General features: G+C 64.2%; 15 protein-coding genes. 7 read left to right on the forward strand and 8 right to left on the reverse strand.

The window, feature by feature from the left end; genetic code table 11:
- Positions 1-7 precede the first annotated feature (7 nt).
- Positions 8-643, reverse strand: a complete 636-nt coding sequence (locus tag JI664_RS03970; protein WP_207012420.1) for a helix-turn-helix domain-containing protein — start codon at positions 641-643, stop codon at positions 8-10.
- A gap of 334 nt (positions 644-977) precedes the next feature.
- On the opposite strand from JI664_RS03970, the gene JI664_RS03975 reads away from it, so the two are divergent.
- Both JI664_RS03975 and JI664_RS03980 read left to right on the forward strand, forming a co-directional pair.
- The gene (locus JI664_RS03975) at positions 978-1,964 is read left to right on the forward strand and encodes an ABC transporter substrate-binding protein (RefSeq protein WP_207012421.1); all 987 of its coding nucleotides are present in this window, start codon (positions 978-980) and stop codon (positions 1,962-1,964) included.
- 9 nt (positions 1,965-1,973) lie between these two features.
- The gene (locus JI664_RS03980) at positions 1,974-3,680 is read left to right on the forward strand and encodes an ABC transporter permease (RefSeq protein ID WP_207012422.1); all 1,707 of its coding nucleotides are present in this window, start codon (positions 1,974-1,976) and stop codon (positions 3,678-3,680) included.
- 4 nt (positions 3,681-3,684) lie between these two features.
- On the opposite strand, the gene JI664_RS03985 is transcribed toward JI664_RS03980, so the two are convergent.
- Positions 3,685-4,719 carry an ABC transporter ATP-binding protein gene (locus JI664_RS03985; protein ID WP_207012423.1) on the reverse strand — a complete coding sequence of 345 codons (1,035 nt, stop codon included), beginning with the start codon at positions 4,717-4,719 and terminating at the stop codon, positions 3,685-3,687.
- A 130-nt stretch (positions 4,720-4,849) separates the two neighbouring features.
- On the opposite strand from JI664_RS03985, the gene JI664_RS03990 reads away from it, so the two are divergent.
- From JI664_RS03990 to JI664_RS04005, 4 genes are all read left to right on the forward strand, one after another.
- Positions 4,850-5,872: an AraC family transcriptional regulator gene (locus JI664_RS03990; RefSeq protein WP_207012424.1), complete on the forward strand. Its 1,023-nt coding sequence runs from the start codon at positions 4,850-4,852 to the stop codon at positions 5,870-5,872.
- Between the two features lie 97 nt (positions 5,873-5,969).
- Positions 5,970-6,335: a glycine zipper family protein gene (locus JI664_RS03995; RefSeq protein ID WP_207012425.1), complete on the forward strand. Its 366-nt coding sequence runs from the start codon at positions 5,970-5,972 to the stop codon at positions 6,333-6,335.
- Positions 6,336-6,674: 339 nt separating this feature from the next.
- Positions 6,675-7,502, forward strand: coding sequence for a 3-deoxy-8-phosphooctulonate synthase (gene kdsA / locus JI664_RS04000; RefSeq protein ID WP_207012426.1), 828 nt, complete (start codon positions 6,675-6,677; stop codon positions 7,500-7,502).
- 1 nt (position 7,503) lies between these two features.
- A complete protein-coding gene (locus tag JI664_RS04005) occupies positions 7,504-8,319 on the forward strand; it encodes a 3-deoxy-manno-octulosonate cytidylyltransferase (RefSeq protein ID WP_207012427.1) in 816 nt (271 codons plus the stop codon).
- Between the two features lie 54 nt (positions 8,320-8,373).
- Here the strand turns inward: JI664_RS04005 and JI664_RS04010 are convergent, their stop codons facing one another.
- The 6 genes from JI664_RS04010 to JI664_RS04035 all read right to left on the reverse strand — a co-directional run bounded on the left by JI664_RS04010 (position 8,374) and on the right by JI664_RS04035 (position 14,042).
- Complete coding sequence (locus JI664_RS04010) at positions 8,374-9,144, reverse strand: sulfotransferase domain-containing protein (RefSeq protein WP_207012428.1); 771 nt, start codon at positions 9,142-9,144, stop codon at positions 8,374-8,376.
- Between the two features lie 105 nt (positions 9,145-9,249).
- Complete coding sequence (locus JI664_RS04015; protein WP_207012429.1) at positions 9,250-10,383, reverse strand: NAD-dependent epimerase/dehydratase family protein; 1,134 nt, start codon at positions 10,381-10,383, stop codon at positions 9,250-9,252.
- Between the two features lie 142 nt (positions 10,384-10,525).
- Positions 10,526-11,599 (reverse strand): hypothetical protein, encoded by a 1,074-nt coding sequence (locus JI664_RS04020; protein ID WP_207012430.1) that lies wholly within the window; start codon positions 11,597-11,599, stop codon positions 10,526-10,528.
- Positions 11,599-12,126 (reverse strand): class I SAM-dependent methyltransferase, encoded by a 528-nt coding sequence (locus tag JI664_RS04025; protein ID WP_207012431.1) that lies wholly within the window; start codon positions 12,124-12,126, stop codon positions 11,599-11,601. The genes JI664_RS04020 and JI664_RS04025 overlap by 1 nt, the downstream gene beginning before the upstream one ends.
- Before the next feature lie 280 nt (positions 12,127-12,406).
- The gene (locus JI664_RS04030; protein ID WP_207012432.1) at positions 12,407-13,321 is read right to left on the reverse strand and encodes a 2OG-Fe(II) oxygenase; all 915 of its coding nucleotides are present in this window, start codon (positions 13,319-13,321) and stop codon (positions 12,407-12,409) included.
- 16 nt (positions 13,322-13,337) lie between these two features.
- On the reverse strand, positions 13,338-14,042 hold the full coding sequence (locus tag JI664_RS04035; RefSeq protein WP_207012433.1) for a glycosyltransferase: 705 nt from the start codon (positions 14,040-14,042) through the stop codon (positions 13,338-13,340).
- A 246-nt stretch (positions 14,043-14,288) separates the two neighbouring features.
- Here JI664_RS04035 and JI664_RS04040 point away from each other — a divergent pair, with 246 nt between their 5' ends.
- Positions 14,289-15,281 (forward strand): KpsF/GutQ family sugar-phosphate isomerase, encoded by a 993-nt coding sequence (locus JI664_RS04040; protein ID WP_207012434.1) that lies wholly within the window; start codon positions 14,289-14,291, stop codon positions 15,279-15,281.
- The last annotated feature ends 47 nt before the right edge of the window (positions 15,282-15,328 follow it).

Here is a 15,328-nt window from a genome sequence, read left to right on the forward strand (position 1 = left end):
CGAAACCTCAACCGGCTTGCGGATAAGTGATGATCGACAGATACCGCACCGGCAACGCGACGATTCCTTCGGGGCCATGCGGCGCATCCGAATCGAACAGCAGCGAGTCGCCGGGCTCCAGCCGATAGATCCGCTCGCCGTGCCGGTAATCCACCACGCCCTCGATCATGTAGAGCAACTCCATCCCTTCGTGCTGGAAGGTCGGGAACCGGTGCGAGGCATCGTCGAGCGTGATGAAATACGGCTCGACCACCACGCCCGAGTTGTTCGAGCCAATGTGGCCCAGAAGCTGGTACTGATGCCCCGCACGGGTGCCTGCGCGTTCGATCTCAACGCCCTCGCCGGATTTCACATGCATGCAGCCGCGCTCTTCCTCGTAGCTTGAGAAAAGCTGCACCAGTGGCACGCGCAGCGCATGGGCAAGCGCCGAGATGGTGTTGAGCGATGGCGAAATCACCCCATTCTCGATCTTCGACAGCATCCCTGCCGACAGCCCGGTCTGCGCCGCCAGCTCGCCCCCGGTCATGCGCTGGCGCTTGCGCAGCTCGCGCACCTGTCGGCCGATCGCGACCTCGAGGTTTTTCTCACGCTGGTCGCGAACCGCATGCGGGTTCTGCCACAAGGCATCATCTTTCGTCGTCACATATCTCTCCCTGCGCCGCCGCGGCGTTCGTATCCGGGCCCGCCCGGACCGGGCGCGGCGAAAGGGCGAGGATAGCGGCTCGGCCCCCTGCTGCGAACCGTTCGGATCGGGCCGGTGGTGACGGCAGTGTCGGCGCCACGGCGCGGGAAATCCAGCCAAAGGACCGGATGCTGCGTGACAGGGCGGTCAGAGCGCCTGCAAAGCGGGCAGAACGAGACCGGGCCGGGGCGGCGGAGCGGTCCGTGCCCCGCTTTCATCCCAGCGTCACATCCAGAGGCTAGGCCCGCCCCGGAACGCAACGACGGGCGGTTTGCCCGTAATCCTGAGGATCACCATGCAACGCATCATCGCCGCGGCGCTTGCGGCCACGCTTTTCGCCAGTCCGGTCATCGCCCAGAACACCGATGTCTCGGGCCCGCTCGTTCTCTATACCTCGCAGCCCAACGAGGACGCGCAGCGCACCGTCGACGCCTTCACCGCCGCCTATCCGAATGTCGAGGTGACGTGGATCCGTGACGGCACGACGCAGGTCATGGCGCGGCTGGAAGCCGAATACGCCGCCGGCGCGCCGCAGGCCGATGTGCTGCTGATCGCCGACATGGTCACGATGGAAGGGCTTGAAGCGCAGGACCGGCTGATGGCCTATCCGGGCGCCGATATCTCGGCCTATGACCCGGCGCTGATGGATCCCGAGTACCATTATTTCTCGACCAAGCTGATCACCACCGGCATTATCTACAACACCAACGCGCCCTTCGTGCCCGAAAGCTGGACCGACCTGCTGCGCCCCGAGGCGCAGGGACAGATCGCCATGCCCTCGCCGCTGACCTCGGGCGCCGCGACGATCCACATGGTGTCGCTGACCTCGAACCCCGATCTGGGCTGGGACTATTATCAAGGCCTCGCCGATCAGGGCACGAACCCGCAGGGCGGCAATGGCGGTGTCTACCGCGCCGTGGCCGGTGGCGAGCAGATGTATGGCATGGTCGTCGACTTCCTGCCGATCCGCGAAATCCCGAACGGCGCGCCCGTGGGCTTCGTCTTCCCGACCGAGGGCGTCAGCGCCGTGACCGAGCCGGTGGCGATCCTGTCCAGCGCGCAGAACGTCCCCGCCGCGCAGGCTTTCGTCGATTTCCTGATCTCGGAAGCGGGTCAGCAACTGGCCGCCGATATGGGCTATCTGCCCGCCCTGCCCGGCATCACCCCGCCCGAGGGCTTCCCGGCGCTCGAAGACATCCGGATGCTGGATTTTGACCCCGCCGCCGCGCTGGAAAGCGCGACTGACGACCGGATGCGCTTTGTCGAGATCTTCGGCGGCTGATCCGCGCTCATGCGTCTGAAAACAACGCTCGGCGGCGAGGGGCTGACCCTCGCCGCGCTTCTTGTGTTCGCGGCGGCGCTGATGGTGACGCCGCTGGCGCTGTTGTTGCGCGCGGGGCTTCTGGCCGATGGTCTGCCCTCGCTTCAGCCGGTGCTGGAGGCGCTGAATTCCCGCTCGGTCCCGCGCGCGCTGTGGCATTCGCTGGAAAGCGCGGGGCTCTCTGCCGCGCTGGCGCTGTTCGTGGGGGTGACGGTCGCGCTGATCGTCGGGCTCACGGATCTGCGCGGCAAGGCGGTGTTCACCTTCCTGCTGCTGATCCCGATGATGATCCCGCCGCATGTGACCGCGATTGCGTGGACGCAGGCGCTGGGACCGTCCTCGCCGCTCTTGGGCGCGCTGGGGCTGGCGCCGCCACCCGGCACGCCGCACCCGCTATACGGGCGCGGCGGGGTGATCGCTCTGCTGGCGGTGCAATCCATGCCGCTGGTCTTTCTGGTCACGCTGGCCGCGCTGCGCAGCCTTCCGCGCGAGATGGTCGAGGCCGCGCGCATCGCCGGCGCCCGCGCGCCACGGCTGCTGGGCCGCGTGATCCTGCCGTTGCTCGCGCCCAGCCTGCTGGCCGCCTATGCGCTGGCCTTCGTCTCAAGCCTCGGGAATTTCGGCATCCCGGCGCTCTTGGGCATTCCCGGGCGCTACATCACCCTGCCCGTGCTGATCTGGCAGCGACTGTCCAGCTTCGGGCCGTCGATGCTGGCTGATGTGGCAGTCCTGTCGGCGCTGATGGCGCTTCTGGCGATCGTTGTCGTCGCGGTGCAGATGACGCTGGCGCGCCGCTTTCGCGCGGCACTGATCGGCCCGGCACAGGCGCCGCTGTCGCTGCGTCTGGGACGCTGGCGCTGGGGGGCCGAGGGCGCGATGACGGCGCTGATATTGGTAACGCTGGCACTGCCGATGGCGGCCCTGTTCGGCACGGCGCTGGTGCCGACCTATGGCGTGGCGCTGAACTGGCAGACGCTGACCTTCGACAATTTCGCCGAGGTGCTGTTTCGTCAGGGCGTCACGGCGCGGGCCTTCGTCAACTCGACCCTCGCCGCAAGCGCCGCCGCATTGATCCTGTCGGTGCTGGGCGCGCTGACCGCAAGGCTGATCGCCGGTCGCGCCAAGGCACCGCGCCGGGCGGGGCTGGCGATGTCGTCGCTGGCCGAGACGACCTATGCGATCCCCGGTCTGGTGATCTCGATCGCCTTCATCCTGACCTTTCTGCGCCCGCTGCCGGGGCTGGGCGTGTCGATCTACAACACGCTGTGGATCATCGTTCTGGCCTATCTCTGCGCCTTTTTCGCCGTCGCGCTGAAGCCCGTGACAGCGGCTTGCCTGCAGCTCGACCCGGCGCTCGATGAGGCCGCGCGGGTCGCGGGCGCGGGCTGGGGGCGCAGACTGATACGGATCTTTCTGCCGCTGATCGCCCCGGCTGCGGCCTCGGGCGCGATCATGGTGTTCCTGACCGCGTATAACGAGGTGACGGTCTCGGCGCTGTTGTGGTCGACCGGGACCGAAACCATCGGCACGGCGATCTACAATTACGAAGACGGCGGCTACACGACGCTCGCCGCCGCGATGGCGGCGGTGACGGTCGTGGCGACGGTGGCGCTGATGGCGCTGCTTGATCTTCTGGGCCGCCGATTGCCGCCCGGCGTGGTGCCGTGGCGGATCTGACGGGTCAGTCCGGCAACAGCCAGCCGCCGCGCACCGCCAGCGACAGGGCCTCGCCCGCGCGCACCTTTTGCAGCAGGTGCAGGGTCAGCGGCGGCTGGTCTTCGGCCACGGCGACCTTGGCCTCCCAATGCCCGCCCCGGTACAGCGCCGACACGATCCGGCCGTCCAGACATTCGGGCAGCCCCTCGGCGCCGGGCACCAGATCGGCGGGACGGAACAGCGCCTCGCGCGGGCCTTCGGGCCCGCCGAGGCCCCGCATCGAAACCGGACGCCCCAGCAAAAAGACCCGGCCCTGCCGATACTCGACCGGCAGAACGGCGCCCTGCCCGATGAAGCGCGCCACGGCGGCGCTTTGCGGACGCTCGTAGATTTCGCCCGGCGTGCCCACCTGCAAGAACTGCCCGTCGCGCATCACCGCCATGCGATCGGCCACTGCCATCGCCTCGCGCTGATCATGCGTGATGTAGACCGTGGTCGCGCCCGACTGGCGGTGAAAGGCCACAAGCTCGTCCTCCATCACATGGCGCAGATGCGGGTCGAGATTGGCCAGCGGCTCGTCCATCAGGATCGTGCCCGCATCCTGCGCCAGACAGCGCGCAAGCGCCACGCGCTGACGTTGCCCGCCCGACAGGTCGGCGGGTTTGCGGGTTGCGTAGTCGCTCAGCGCGACGGTGGCGAGATGCCGGTCGGCATGGCGCGCGGCCTCGCCCCGCGACAGGCCCGCGGATTCCGCCGGGAAAGCCACGTTGCCGCGCACATCGAGATGCGGCCATAGCGCATAGGACTGGAACACGAACCCCACTTTCCGCGCTTCGGGCGGCACATGCACGCCGCGCCCGCTGACCTGCCGTGCGCCCAGATGGATCTCGCCGTCATCGGGCTCGTCCAGCCCGGCGATCAGACGCAGAAGCGTGGACTTGCCGCAGCCCGACGCGCCGACGATGGCAAAGAATTCGCCCGCCGCGATCTCGGCCGAGACACCGGCCAGGGCGGGCTTGCCGCCAAAGGATTTCTGCAGATCGCAAAGAGAGATGGACACGTTCGAATTCCGCTGCGTTTGGGGATCGCGCAAGGGCTAAAGCGCAACGGTAACAACGCCATGACGCGCGCTGTCTTCCGGTTGGGCGGAAAGCTGGATTAAGGTCGCGCGAACGGATCAAGGGGGTCTCATGTCCCAGCCCATGATGGCGGCGGGTTTCGTCGCGGCGTTTGTGGACTACGCGGTCACGCAGGGGGCCGGGCGCGACGCGCTGCTGCGCGCCAGCGGCCTCACGCCCGCGCAACTGGCCGTTCAGGATGGCCGCGTTCCGGTCGCCGCCTACGAGGCGGTGATCGGCACGGCCATGGCGCTGACCGGCGATACCGCGCTTTTGCTGCGCCAGACGCTCGATACCCGGCTGGAAGAGATGTCGGTCGTGGGTCAGATCGTGCATCACTCGGCCTCGCTCGAACATTCCATCGCCCAGCTCAACCGCTACCTGCGACTGATCGCCGATACCAACGCCATGCCCGGGCGCGACCGGTTCGAGATCCGGCGCAGCGGGGTCGAGGTCTGGATCGTCGACCACCTGCCGGTTGCGGATGCCGATTACCTCATGCTTGAGGCGTCTTTTGCCCGCTTCATCAGCGAGTTTCGCCGCGCCTTTCCCGATCAGGTCTTCGCGCTGGCGCTCGATGTCAGCTGGCCGCCGCCGCCCCATGCCGCGGCCTATCCCGAGCTTTTGCAGATCCCCGTCCGGTTCAGCGCCGGGCGCAACGCGCTTCGCATCGATCCCGTCTGGCTGACCGACCGCGCCGAATTCGAACCGGGCAGCCCCTATGTGTTCGGCATCTTCGCCCGGCATGCCGACGCGCTGCTGGCCGAGCTTTCGCAGACCGACACGATCCGCGCGCGGATCGAAGCGCGGCTGTTGCCAGATCTGCACAAGGGCGCCCCGTCGATGGACCGTCTGGCACGCGATCTGGGCATGAGCCGCCAGACCTTGTACCGGCGGCTCAAGGACGAAGGCGTCACCTTCGCGGGCCTGCACGATGCGCTGCGTCACCGGATGGCGGTGGATTACCTGCGCGCGCGCAAGGTCTCGGTCAACGAGACGGCCTATCTGCTGGGCTTCTCCGAGGCCTCATCCTTCGTGCGGGCCTTCCGCCGCTGGACCGGGCGCAGCCCGACGGCTTTTCTGGGCGCCGATTGATACCGGCGGTCAATCCTCTGATACCGGCGGTCATGCCGGGCGGCTCTTCGATCCCATAAATCCCCGTGCGTCACAAACATCGCACGAGGATATGACGATGAAAGCCCCTCTTTCCCTTCTGCTCGGCACCGCTATGGCGCTGGGCGCCTGCGCCAATTCGGGCGCTGGCTACTCCCCCGTTCTGGACGGCGCGCCGACGCCTGCCTACCACGCCGATCTGCGCGCCTGTCAGACGCTTGCGCGCGATCAGCGCCAGCTTGACCATGAAACGATGGGCGCGGCCCTTCTCGGAGCGGGCCTTGGTGCCGTGCTGGGCGATGCGGATGCGGGCGGCGACGCGCTGGGTGGCGCAATTGCCGGGGCCGTCGCGGGCGGCGCGGCAAGCGCGGTCGATGTGTCGGATCGGCGCGAGGCGATGGTGATCCAGTGCCTGCGCGGTCGTGGTCACCGGGTGGTCGGTTGAGCGCGCCATGCAGAGTCAAACGAACCCCTGCCATCACCGGATGGACGCGCTCTACGCGCTGCTGACCGGGACGGGCACCCCCGTCCCCACCCGGCGGAGCGCGCATCCCGGCCCCGCGCGATTTCGTGCCCTGTGTCGCGCGGCACGGGGTCGGATGACAGAACCACCCTTGCACCTGCGCGGGTAGCGCAGGATACTAGGTGAAGCTTCAACCCGGGCCCGTCAAAGGGGCTTAATTCGCTGCCCTGCCGCCGGACGCGCCATTGACGGCAGAACGCGGCAAGGCCCCTCTGGGCGGCCCGGAAACAATTGACATCCAAGACAAATTCAAGGCTTCACATGACCGCCAAAACGATAGAAATCGGCAACATCAAGGCTGGTGCCGGCTCGCCCATTTTCCTGATCGCCGGCCCCTGCCAGCTTGAAAGCCTGGACCATGCGCGCCTGATGGCCGAGAAGATCGCCGAAGCCTGCGCGCCTACGGGCACGCAATTCGTCTTCAAGGCGAGCTACGACAAGGCGAACCGCTCGTCGATCTCGACCCAGCGCGGGCTGGGAATCGAGAAAGGCCTCGAGATTCTCGGCAAGATCCGCGACGAATTCGGCGTGCCGGTACTGACCGACGTCCACGAGGCAAGCCAGTGCGCAACGGCCGCCGAAGTCTGCGACGTGCTGCAGATCCCCGCCTTCCTGTGCCGTCAGACCGACCTCTTGCTGGCCGCCGGGGCGACGGGCAAAGCCGTCAACGTCAAGAAAGGCCAGTTTCTGGCCCCTTGGGACATGGCCAATGTGGCCAAGAAGGTGGAATCGACGGGCAACACGCGGATCATGCTGTGCGACCGCGGCACTTCGTTTGGCTACAATACGCTGGTGACGGATTTCCGGGGCCTGCCAATTATGGCGCAGACCGGCTATCCGGTGATCTTCGACGCCACGCATTCGGTGCAGCAACCGGGCGGTCAGGGCACCACCTCGGGCGGGCAACGCGAATTCGTGCCGGTGCTGGCGCGGGCGGCCTGCGCGGTCGGGATCTCGGGTCTGTTCATCGAAACGCATGAAGACCCCGACAACGCCCCCTCGGACGGTCCCAACATGGTGCCGATCAATGAGCTGGGCGCGCTGATCGGTCAGCTTCGCGCCTTCGACGCGCTGGCAAAAGGGCTCTGAGATGGCCGATACCGCGATCATCATTCCCGCGCGCTACGCCTCGACCCGCTACCCGGCCAAGCCGCTGGCCACGCTGAAAGGCGCCAATGGTGTCGAACGGACGCTGCTGGAGCGTTCGGTCATCGCCGGACGCAACGCCGCCGAAGAACTGGGCGGCGACATACCCCTTTATGTCGCGACCGATGACAGCCGCATCGCCGACGAGGCCGCGCGGATCGGCGTCGACGTGATCATGACCGCCGAAAGCTGCCGCAACGGGACCGAGCGCGTGGCCGAGGCGGTCAAGAATGCGAGCATCGAGGCCGAAATCGTTGTCAACCTGCAAGGCGACGCGCCGCTCACCCCCGCGCATTTCGTGACCGCGCTGGTACGCGCGATGCGCGAGACGCCGGATTTGCAGGTCGCGACGCCCGTGCTGCGCTGCGACGAAGAGGCCGTGCAGAACTTCATCGCCGACCGCGCCGCCGGACGCGTGGGCGCGACCACAGTGGTGTCGAACCAGCTGGGACAGGCGCTGTATTTCTCGAAAGAGGTCATCCCCTTCACCAATGGCAAGGGCGTGGTCAACGGGCAGGTGCCGGTCTTCCACCATGTCGGACTCTATGCGTACCGCCCGACGGCGCTGGCGCGCTACATCGCGTGGGAACCCGCGCCGCTGGAGACGCTCGAAGGCCTGGAACAGCTGCGCTTCCTTGAAAACGGCGCGCCGGTTCAGGCGGTCGAGGTCTCGGCCCCCGGCGCGGTGTTCTGGGAGTTGAACAACCCGTCCGACGTCCCGCTGATCGAAGGCTATCTGAAGAAGATGGGCTGGGACTAAGAGCCAAGCCCCATGCCAGAACTGAAAGGAGCGCCCGCGGGCGCTCCTGTCGTTTTAGGCTAGATGCTTCGCGTAACCGGCAGCCTCAAGCTGGTAGCCGCAGACATCCTCGAAATGCCGGATCTGGGCATCGGGTACGAGTTCAACGAAATTGTAGGACCGGCGCTTCCAGAAGAATTTGCCGTTGGCCTTGGTCTTTTCGTCGGAGGTTTCGAGCACTTTTCCGAGATCGATAGTCGAAGGGTCGGCGAACAGGAATTCCGCAATCTGCTTCGAGGCCGTTTCAGGATCGGCGAACATATCCTCGTACACCAGTTCGAGATAGGGCTTGCCCTGCATCCCTTCGCGCCACTTCTGCTGGTAAGTCGAAAACTCGCCCGACGGACCTGCGAACCATGGGAAACCGTCCGACTTCGCAAAGTCATCGATGTAATGGTCCAGTTCGCCACGCTCGATGATTTCCTCAACCGGACGCGCGACACCATCAATGAACAGCTCGTCCTTACCCTTGACCCGAGCGTAATTCAGGGACGACAGCAAGATATCGAAAGGATGACGCGTGATCGTGATCGCCGCGCGCGTATCGACGTCGATCCGCGCCATGCGTGGATTGCCGGGGAACAGGTGAGTCTTCACAAGCGCGCACTCTCCCATTGCGAGCGGTCGCGCCACAAGATTGTCAGGCCATTCCTTCTGATAGGAAGGAATCGTGTCTTTACGGGTGCTGCTGTCCGGGTCGACCATGTTCGACACGATTTCACGCAACCACGTGCTACCCGTTTTCGGGTATGAAGCGATCCAAACAATCGGCGTTGAATTGCTCATGTCACTCGATCCTTCCTGTCGATCGTGTTCTTGTAGCTATAGCCTGGTACGGGGCGCGGGCTTCGACTAGCCCGGCCATCCGAGCATTGGCAAGCGATTTGGTCCTCACCCCATCAGCCCCTTCTGCACCAGCTCGGCCTTGGCCTTTTCCAGCTGGTCCTCGGGCAGGGCCTGCGTGCCGACCCAGGCCGCGAAGCGCGAGAGGCCGGTATCCAGATCGACCTCGGGCGTGTGCCCCAGCAGGGTTTCCAGCCGCGTGACATCGGCGGCGTTGTGGCGGATGTCGCCCAGCCGGTACTCGCCGGTGACGCGCGTGTTCGGCTCGGCCCCGAAAGCGCGCGACAGGCTTGCCGCCACATCCAGCACCGAGGTCGCCTGCCCATAGCCCACATTGACGATCGTGTTGACAGGCTCTGGCGTGCCGAGTGCCTTGACGAAGCCCGCGACCACATCCGAGACATGCACGAAATCGCGGCTCTCCAGCCCGTCCTCGTAGATCGGCAGTTCCAGCCCGCGCCGGATCTTGGTCGAAAAGATCGACAGGATGCCGGTATAGGGATTCTTCAGCGACTGGCCTTCGCCATAGACGTTCTGCAGCCGCAGGATGCCATAGCCGATGCCCATGCTGTCGCAGGTGATGCGCAGCAAATCTTCCTGCATGAGCTTCGTCGCCGCATAGATCGAAGACGGCGCGGTGCGGTCGTCTTCGCGCGTCGGGACCAGTTGCAGCGCCTCGCCGGTCTGGGCGCAGACGGGCTCCCATTGCCGCGCCTTCAAGGCGGCGGCAGTGCGCGGGGCGGGCGTCACCCGCGCCTGATCCGACGGGCGCAGGTAAGCCCCCTCTCCATAGACCGAGCGCGACGAGGACAGCAGCACGCGCTTGACGCCGTGGCCCTTGGTCGCGGCCAGCATCTGGCACAGCTCGGCGGTGCCCTGCACATTCTCGTGGCAATAGCGCGAGATCTCGTACATCGACTGGCCGGTGCCGGTTTCCGAGGCCAGATGCACGATCGCCTCGACCCCGTCGATGGCCTTCGCCAGTGCCTCACGGTCGGCCACCGATCCGCGCATGAACTCAAGGTTCGGCGTCTCGCGCAGCCACTCGGTGTTTTCCGGCACCTCGCCGTGGATCTGAGCGCTGAGCGTGTCGAGGATCCGTACGCTGTGCCCGGCTTCAAGCAGTTTGGCGGTCAGATGCGATCCGATAAATCCGGCGCCGCCGGTAACGAGAATGGTCATAAATGTCTCTTTGAAATCGTGTTCCAGAAGGCAACGAGCATCGTGGACCTGTCGAAAGATCGCACGAAGAGCTCATCATGAGCGTTAGTAGTTTCTTTCAGCGATACACACCATCATGATCGGTCAAACGAGAAAAAACATGTCAGACAGGCTGTGTGTTGCCGAAATCTGAACTGGGAGCAACCACCGCAGCATCTTTGTGCAAACCGTAACCAAGCCGAGCCTGCACCAGTGCCTGTACCGACCGGAACACTTCTGGCCACGGGCGTCCCGATTTTCTGACCAACGTCACGGACGGATAGTAACAAACCTCTGCCGAGTTCCGCGGCCAGATCAGGTGCTCCTTATCATCCAGAACGATGATGCATGGATGACCCAGCGCCCCGGCAAGATGGGCGGTCGTGTTGCTGATCGTGATCACAATGTCGGTGGCGGCAATCTGCGCCGCAAGGCCATCAACGTCATCGCGCGCGTCAATGTCGGGATCGACATTCATGATCTGCTGGCCTTCGGTCTCGAAATGGCGGAGCCCCGCAGCCTCGGGATGGTATTGCAGCGACAGGCCCCAGCATTCCAGCTCCTGCAAATGCACGCGCCAATCCCCGACTTCCGGAAGCTGCTTGTCGGCGTTCGTGCTGTGCCACGATACACCGACGACCGGCCTTTGCCCCGCCGAACCTGCATAACGCGCACGCAAGGCATCTGTCTGTGCCGTGTCCGGACGAAGTGGATGAAAGGTGGCGGCGATCCGATCCTTCGAGGGCCAGACGTATTGCGCCACTTTCTCGTAAGACGCCCAGAAGTCAGAGGCCGCCAGCAGGTCGTGTTTCTCGTTTTCAGAACGAACAGTGATCTCAGGGAAGCTGCGGGCGAACAGCGCCACCAGACGGTCTTCGACGCACAGCGTGATCCGAAGCCCCGAGTCGCGCGCGAGCTGTGCCACGACACGTGCCATACGAATCTGACCCCCGACGTGACGAATGGCACGGATCACAACCAACGTAGCGCCCTCTTTGCGCTCGCCGTTCCACCTCCGGCATTTTGTCAGCGCGGGATCCTTTATCTCTGCGAAACCCATGCCCCCCACGCCCAAGGCCGCCCAAGCATCGGCGTAAACACCGAGCATTTCCAGGCCGCCACCAGCACGTACGATCGCCTGATACGAGGCTTTGACCGCTCTTCTTGCACTCTTTGAAGCGTCTGGCGTCGCCGGCATCACCCCTCCGTGGTTATTCCCGGGGTCAGCAACAACGCGAACTCGTCCCCCATTTCCTTCCGCTCAACGATCGTCATCGAGCGTGTGAACAGTGGCAGCCAGTCTTCAAGCGGCTGGATGATGAGGTGGGCATTGCGTCCGTCCGCGAGTGTCTTGACCGCCGGTCGTGTCGAGACCACGACGAACAACGCAACCCGAGCCAGCGCGGCAAGATCATCGATGACGGCGTTGATACATTCGGGCTCGATATGCTCCAGAACATCCGTGCAGACGACAAGGTCCGCAGGCTCTGGCCGCGCGCTCTTTTCCGGGATCGCCGGATCATACTCACTGAAGGTGCCGTCGAACTCGTCCTGCAACGCCCGCTTCAGAGCCCCCTTGCCGCAGCCGTAATCCAGGATGCTCTCAGGCTGGAACCTCTCGATATACAAGCGAACGCGCTTTGCCCATTTGTCCCCGCGTTCGCCGTAACGATGGGTGTTGTGCAATTGCTCGTTCAGGGCACGGTAGGAGTCTGAAATCAGCATTGTGTCCAAGGTGTTGTGAATAATTCGTGGCGCCGAAGGGGTCCGGCATCTGGAAGCGCGGCTTCGGGACGCAGGCCGTGAACAAGATATTAGAACTGCACGCGATCAATCCAACCCGCAGACAGCATAGACGAACTATCGTAACAGTGATCGGGGCATGCCATCAATGCGGGTTCTTGCTTGCCTTGAGCGCGCCTTGCGCCAAGTCGGCCTGCAGTCCTTGCTGCATCCGTCGTGGGCTCGGGCCACAAAATCCCGTAGCACGGGCGCCCAAGGCGGTTCAGGAGCGCTCGAAAAGCTCCTTGTAAACCGCGCGCACATGTCGGGGAGAGTAGCGCGGCGCAAGGCGCACGGCGTCTTTTTCGTTGTGAATCTGGTCCGCAGCGGCGGTCAGCTCGCGGATCAGATCGTCCTTCTGATCCGGTGTCAGCATATAGGTTGTCACCGCTCGCTGCTCGAGCCCTTCGGGCCAGTCGGTGTAATAGTAAACGGCAAGCGAACGCCGGCTCACACCCTCGGGCGCGGCCAGAGGTTTGGGGTGACCGTGCCAGGAGGTCTCGGACGTGCGGAACAGGGCGGCGCGGTTCATCTGTGGGCTCACCTTTACAGGGGCGCCGGAGAAGTCTTCGGACCACAATTCAAGCTGGCCGTTCCACGCATCATCCCAATCCGGGTTCAGATACACGATCAGATTGAGGCAGCGCAGATGCCCCATGGTGGGGTGGAAGTTGAAATCGGCATGGACGTTCAGAAAGCCCCCGGCATAGATCTCGTGCAGACCGCCGCCATTGAGATGAGGATCGGCATAAAGGGGCGAGATCCCCGTAAGCCGTTCCAGAAATTCGAGGAATTCCGGAGACTGAACCTGCTGGAAGAACTCCCGCTGGCTGTCGGACATCGCGTCCAGAAGCGGAACGCCGCGCTTCTGCTCAACGTCATGGTGGCTTTTGGGAAGCTTGTTGATACGGCCCATCGTGGCCGGGAAATCGGACGCGATCCGCTCGGCCGTGGCAGGGTTCAGGAAACCGTCCATGACGCAAAAAGGGAACGGATCGGCTGCATCCCAGCACTGTTTCGCCTCGGCGAATTGTGCCTCGAGGCGCTCGTAGTCAATCATAGCCCTGCCCCCTTCTACCAACACCCGCTGAACCGGAAAATGCAGCGTCCTTTCGGACGCTGCGAGGGCGTGGGTCACGCCATCTTATGATGCCTCACTCGGCCGCCTGCGACCGGGCCGAGGCGAGGTAGAGATCACGCTCGGCGCGCCATTCGTCGCCGAAATCGACATCCTGCCAGTCGTCGAACCACGGGCCGCCATTGGTGTAGTGCACGCACATTGGCATCTGGTCGGGCTTTTCGTATTCGCCCTCAAGGAAGTTCCACTCGCGGTCCAGCTCGCCAATCTCGGAATCGTCGAGCCAGCTGAAGCGGTGCAGATAGCCGGGACCCTCGGTGTTCACTACCGACGGCGTCAGCGCCTTCACCTTGGGATGGGCGCCGTTGAAGGCCATGAAGGACGACCAGTTCTTGCGCGGATAGACGCTTTGCTGCTTGCCATCCATCTTGATCATGTTGGCCGGCGTGTAATCGTGCTGAACGCAGTACAGCGCCTTGCTGTCATCGAGCAGATCGAAGATCTCGGTGATGTCGCGGCTCACGAGGAAGTCGCAATCCATGAAGATCGACCAGCCGTCATGCGCCGCCAGATAGGGCGTCAGGAAGCGCGTCAGCGAGAATTCGGTCGTCGCGTTGTCAGCGGGACGAGTATAGAGACCCAGCTCGCGCAGGGTTGGCTGACGCAACGGATAGATCTCGACATCGCCCGAGGTGTGGCGCAACGTCGAGTGACGGGCTACCTGCCACGCGATATCTTCGCGGGAATCGTAACCGACATAGATCTTAAGTTTCTTGCTCATTGTGAAATCTCCGTGTTTCCCGGATAGCCGCTAATCGAGGCTATTTGGTCCTCTTATCCGCGCAAAGTGTCGCTTCAGCAACCCGCTGCCCAAAGGCTCGGCATACACCTGCCACAAGATTGATCCAGACCGTAGACAAACGAAAACCGAGAGTTTAGGCCACACCCTGTAAATTGCGTAGCGCCAATGTAAGCACCACGAACGCGCCCCTCTGTATAGCATTTCGTCTAAGATATAGGCATTTCCATGTATCCGAAACCTATCTCTGCCCGTCAGAGCATCGACGCCGATCAGGTCCGTGCAGCCGCTTCTCGCGTGCTGACGGTCGAAGGTAACGCCGTCCTGCAGATGGCCGAGGCGTTGCCCAGCGACTTCATCGCCAGTGTCGAAACCATCCTTGACTGCAAGGGCCGCGTTATTCTCAGCGGCATCGGCAAATCGGGTCACATCGCCCGCAAGATCGCCGCGACCTTCGCCTCGACCGGGACGCCGGCGCAATTTGTCCACCCGTCCGAGGCCAGCCATGGCGACCTTGGCATGGTGACGAACGATGATGTCTGCATCCTGATCTCGAATTCCGGCGAGACGACGGAGCTGGGCGATATCATCAGCCATACGCGCCGTTTCGCGATCCCGATGATTGCCATCTCGCGCAAGGCCGACAGCACGCTGATGCGCGCCGCCGACCTGCGGCTGCTGTTGCCCGACGCGCCCGAGGCCTGCTCGATCGGCATGGCGCCCACCACCTCGACGACGCTGACGCTGGCTCTGGGCGATGCGCTGGCCGTGGCGCTGATGCAGCAGCGCGGCTTCGTGCACGAGCATTTCCGCATCTTCCATCCCGGCGGCAAGCTCGGCTCGAAGCTGGCGCAGGTCCACCAGCTGATGCACAGCGTCGACGAGATCCCGATCGTGCCCGCCGATGCGCCGATGTCCGAGACGCTGATCACCATGACCCGCGCCGGTTTCGGCATCGCCTGCGTGATCGACGACGAGGGCGGCCTGGCCGGGGTGATTTCGGATGGCGACATCCGCCGCAATATCGACGGCCTGCTGGAAAAGAGCGCGGGCGACGTCGCCACGCGCTCGCCGCAGACCGCGCCGCCCGACATGCTCGCTGCCGAAGCGATGGCGATCATGAATGCGCGCAAGGTGAACGCGCTTGTTGTTCTGGACGAGTCCAAACGCCCCGTAGGCTTGCTTCGATTGCACGAATGTCTGCGTGCAGGCATCGCCTGAGCGTAATTCTCGGCGGATCGGGATCACAAAGGGGACAGAACCAGCCC

This window comes from Rhodobacter sp. NTK016B (assembly GCF_017303295.1).
Classification (GTDB): Bacteria; Pseudomonadota; Alphaproteobacteria; order Rhodobacterales; family Rhodobacteraceae; genus Pararhodobacter.

Coding starts and splice junctions, on each gene's coding strand:
- JI664_RS03975 (WP_207012421.1), top strand. CDS start 978: ATGCAACGCATCATCGCCGCGGCGCTTGCGGCCACGCTTTTCGCCAGT.
- JI664_RS03980 (WP_207012422.1), top strand. CDS start 1,974: ATGCGTCTGAAAACAACGCTCGGCGGCGAGGGGCTGACCCTCGCCGCG.
- JI664_RS03990 (WP_207012424.1), top strand. CDS start 4,850: ATGTCCCAGCCCATGATGGCGGCGGGTTTCGTCGCGGCGTTTGTGGAC.
- JI664_RS03995 (WP_207012425.1), top strand. CDS start 5,970: ATGAAAGCCCCTCTTTCCCTTCTGCTCGGCACCGCTATGGCGCTGGGC.
- kdsA (WP_207012426.1), top strand. CDS start 6,675: ATGACCGCCAAAACGATAGAAATCGGCAACATCAAGGCTGGTGCCGGC.
- JI664_RS04005 (WP_207012427.1), top strand. CDS start 7,504: ATGGCCGATACCGCGATCATCATTCCCGCGCGCTACGCCTCGACCCGC.
- JI664_RS04010 (WP_207012428.1), bottom strand. CDS start 9,144: ATGAGCAATTCAACGCCGATTGTTTGGATCGCTTCATACCCGAAAACG.
- JI664_RS04015 (WP_207012429.1), bottom strand. CDS start 10,383: ATGACCATTCTCGTTACCGGCGGCGCCGGATTTATCGGATCGCATCTG.
- JI664_RS04020 (WP_207012430.1), bottom strand. CDS start 11,599: ATGCCGGCGACGCCAGACGCTTCAAAGAGTGCAAGAAGAGCGGTCAAA.
- JI664_RS04025 (WP_207012431.1), bottom strand. CDS start 12,126: ATGCTGATTTCAGACTCCTACCGTGCCCTGAACGAGCAATTGCACAAC.
- JI664_RS04035 (WP_207012433.1), bottom strand. CDS start 14,042: ATGAGCAAGAAACTTAAGATCTATGTCGGTTACGATTCCCGCGAAGAT.
- JI664_RS04040 (WP_207012434.1), top strand. CDS start 14,289: ATGTATCCGAAACCTATCTCTGCCCGTCAGAGCATCGACGCCGATCAG.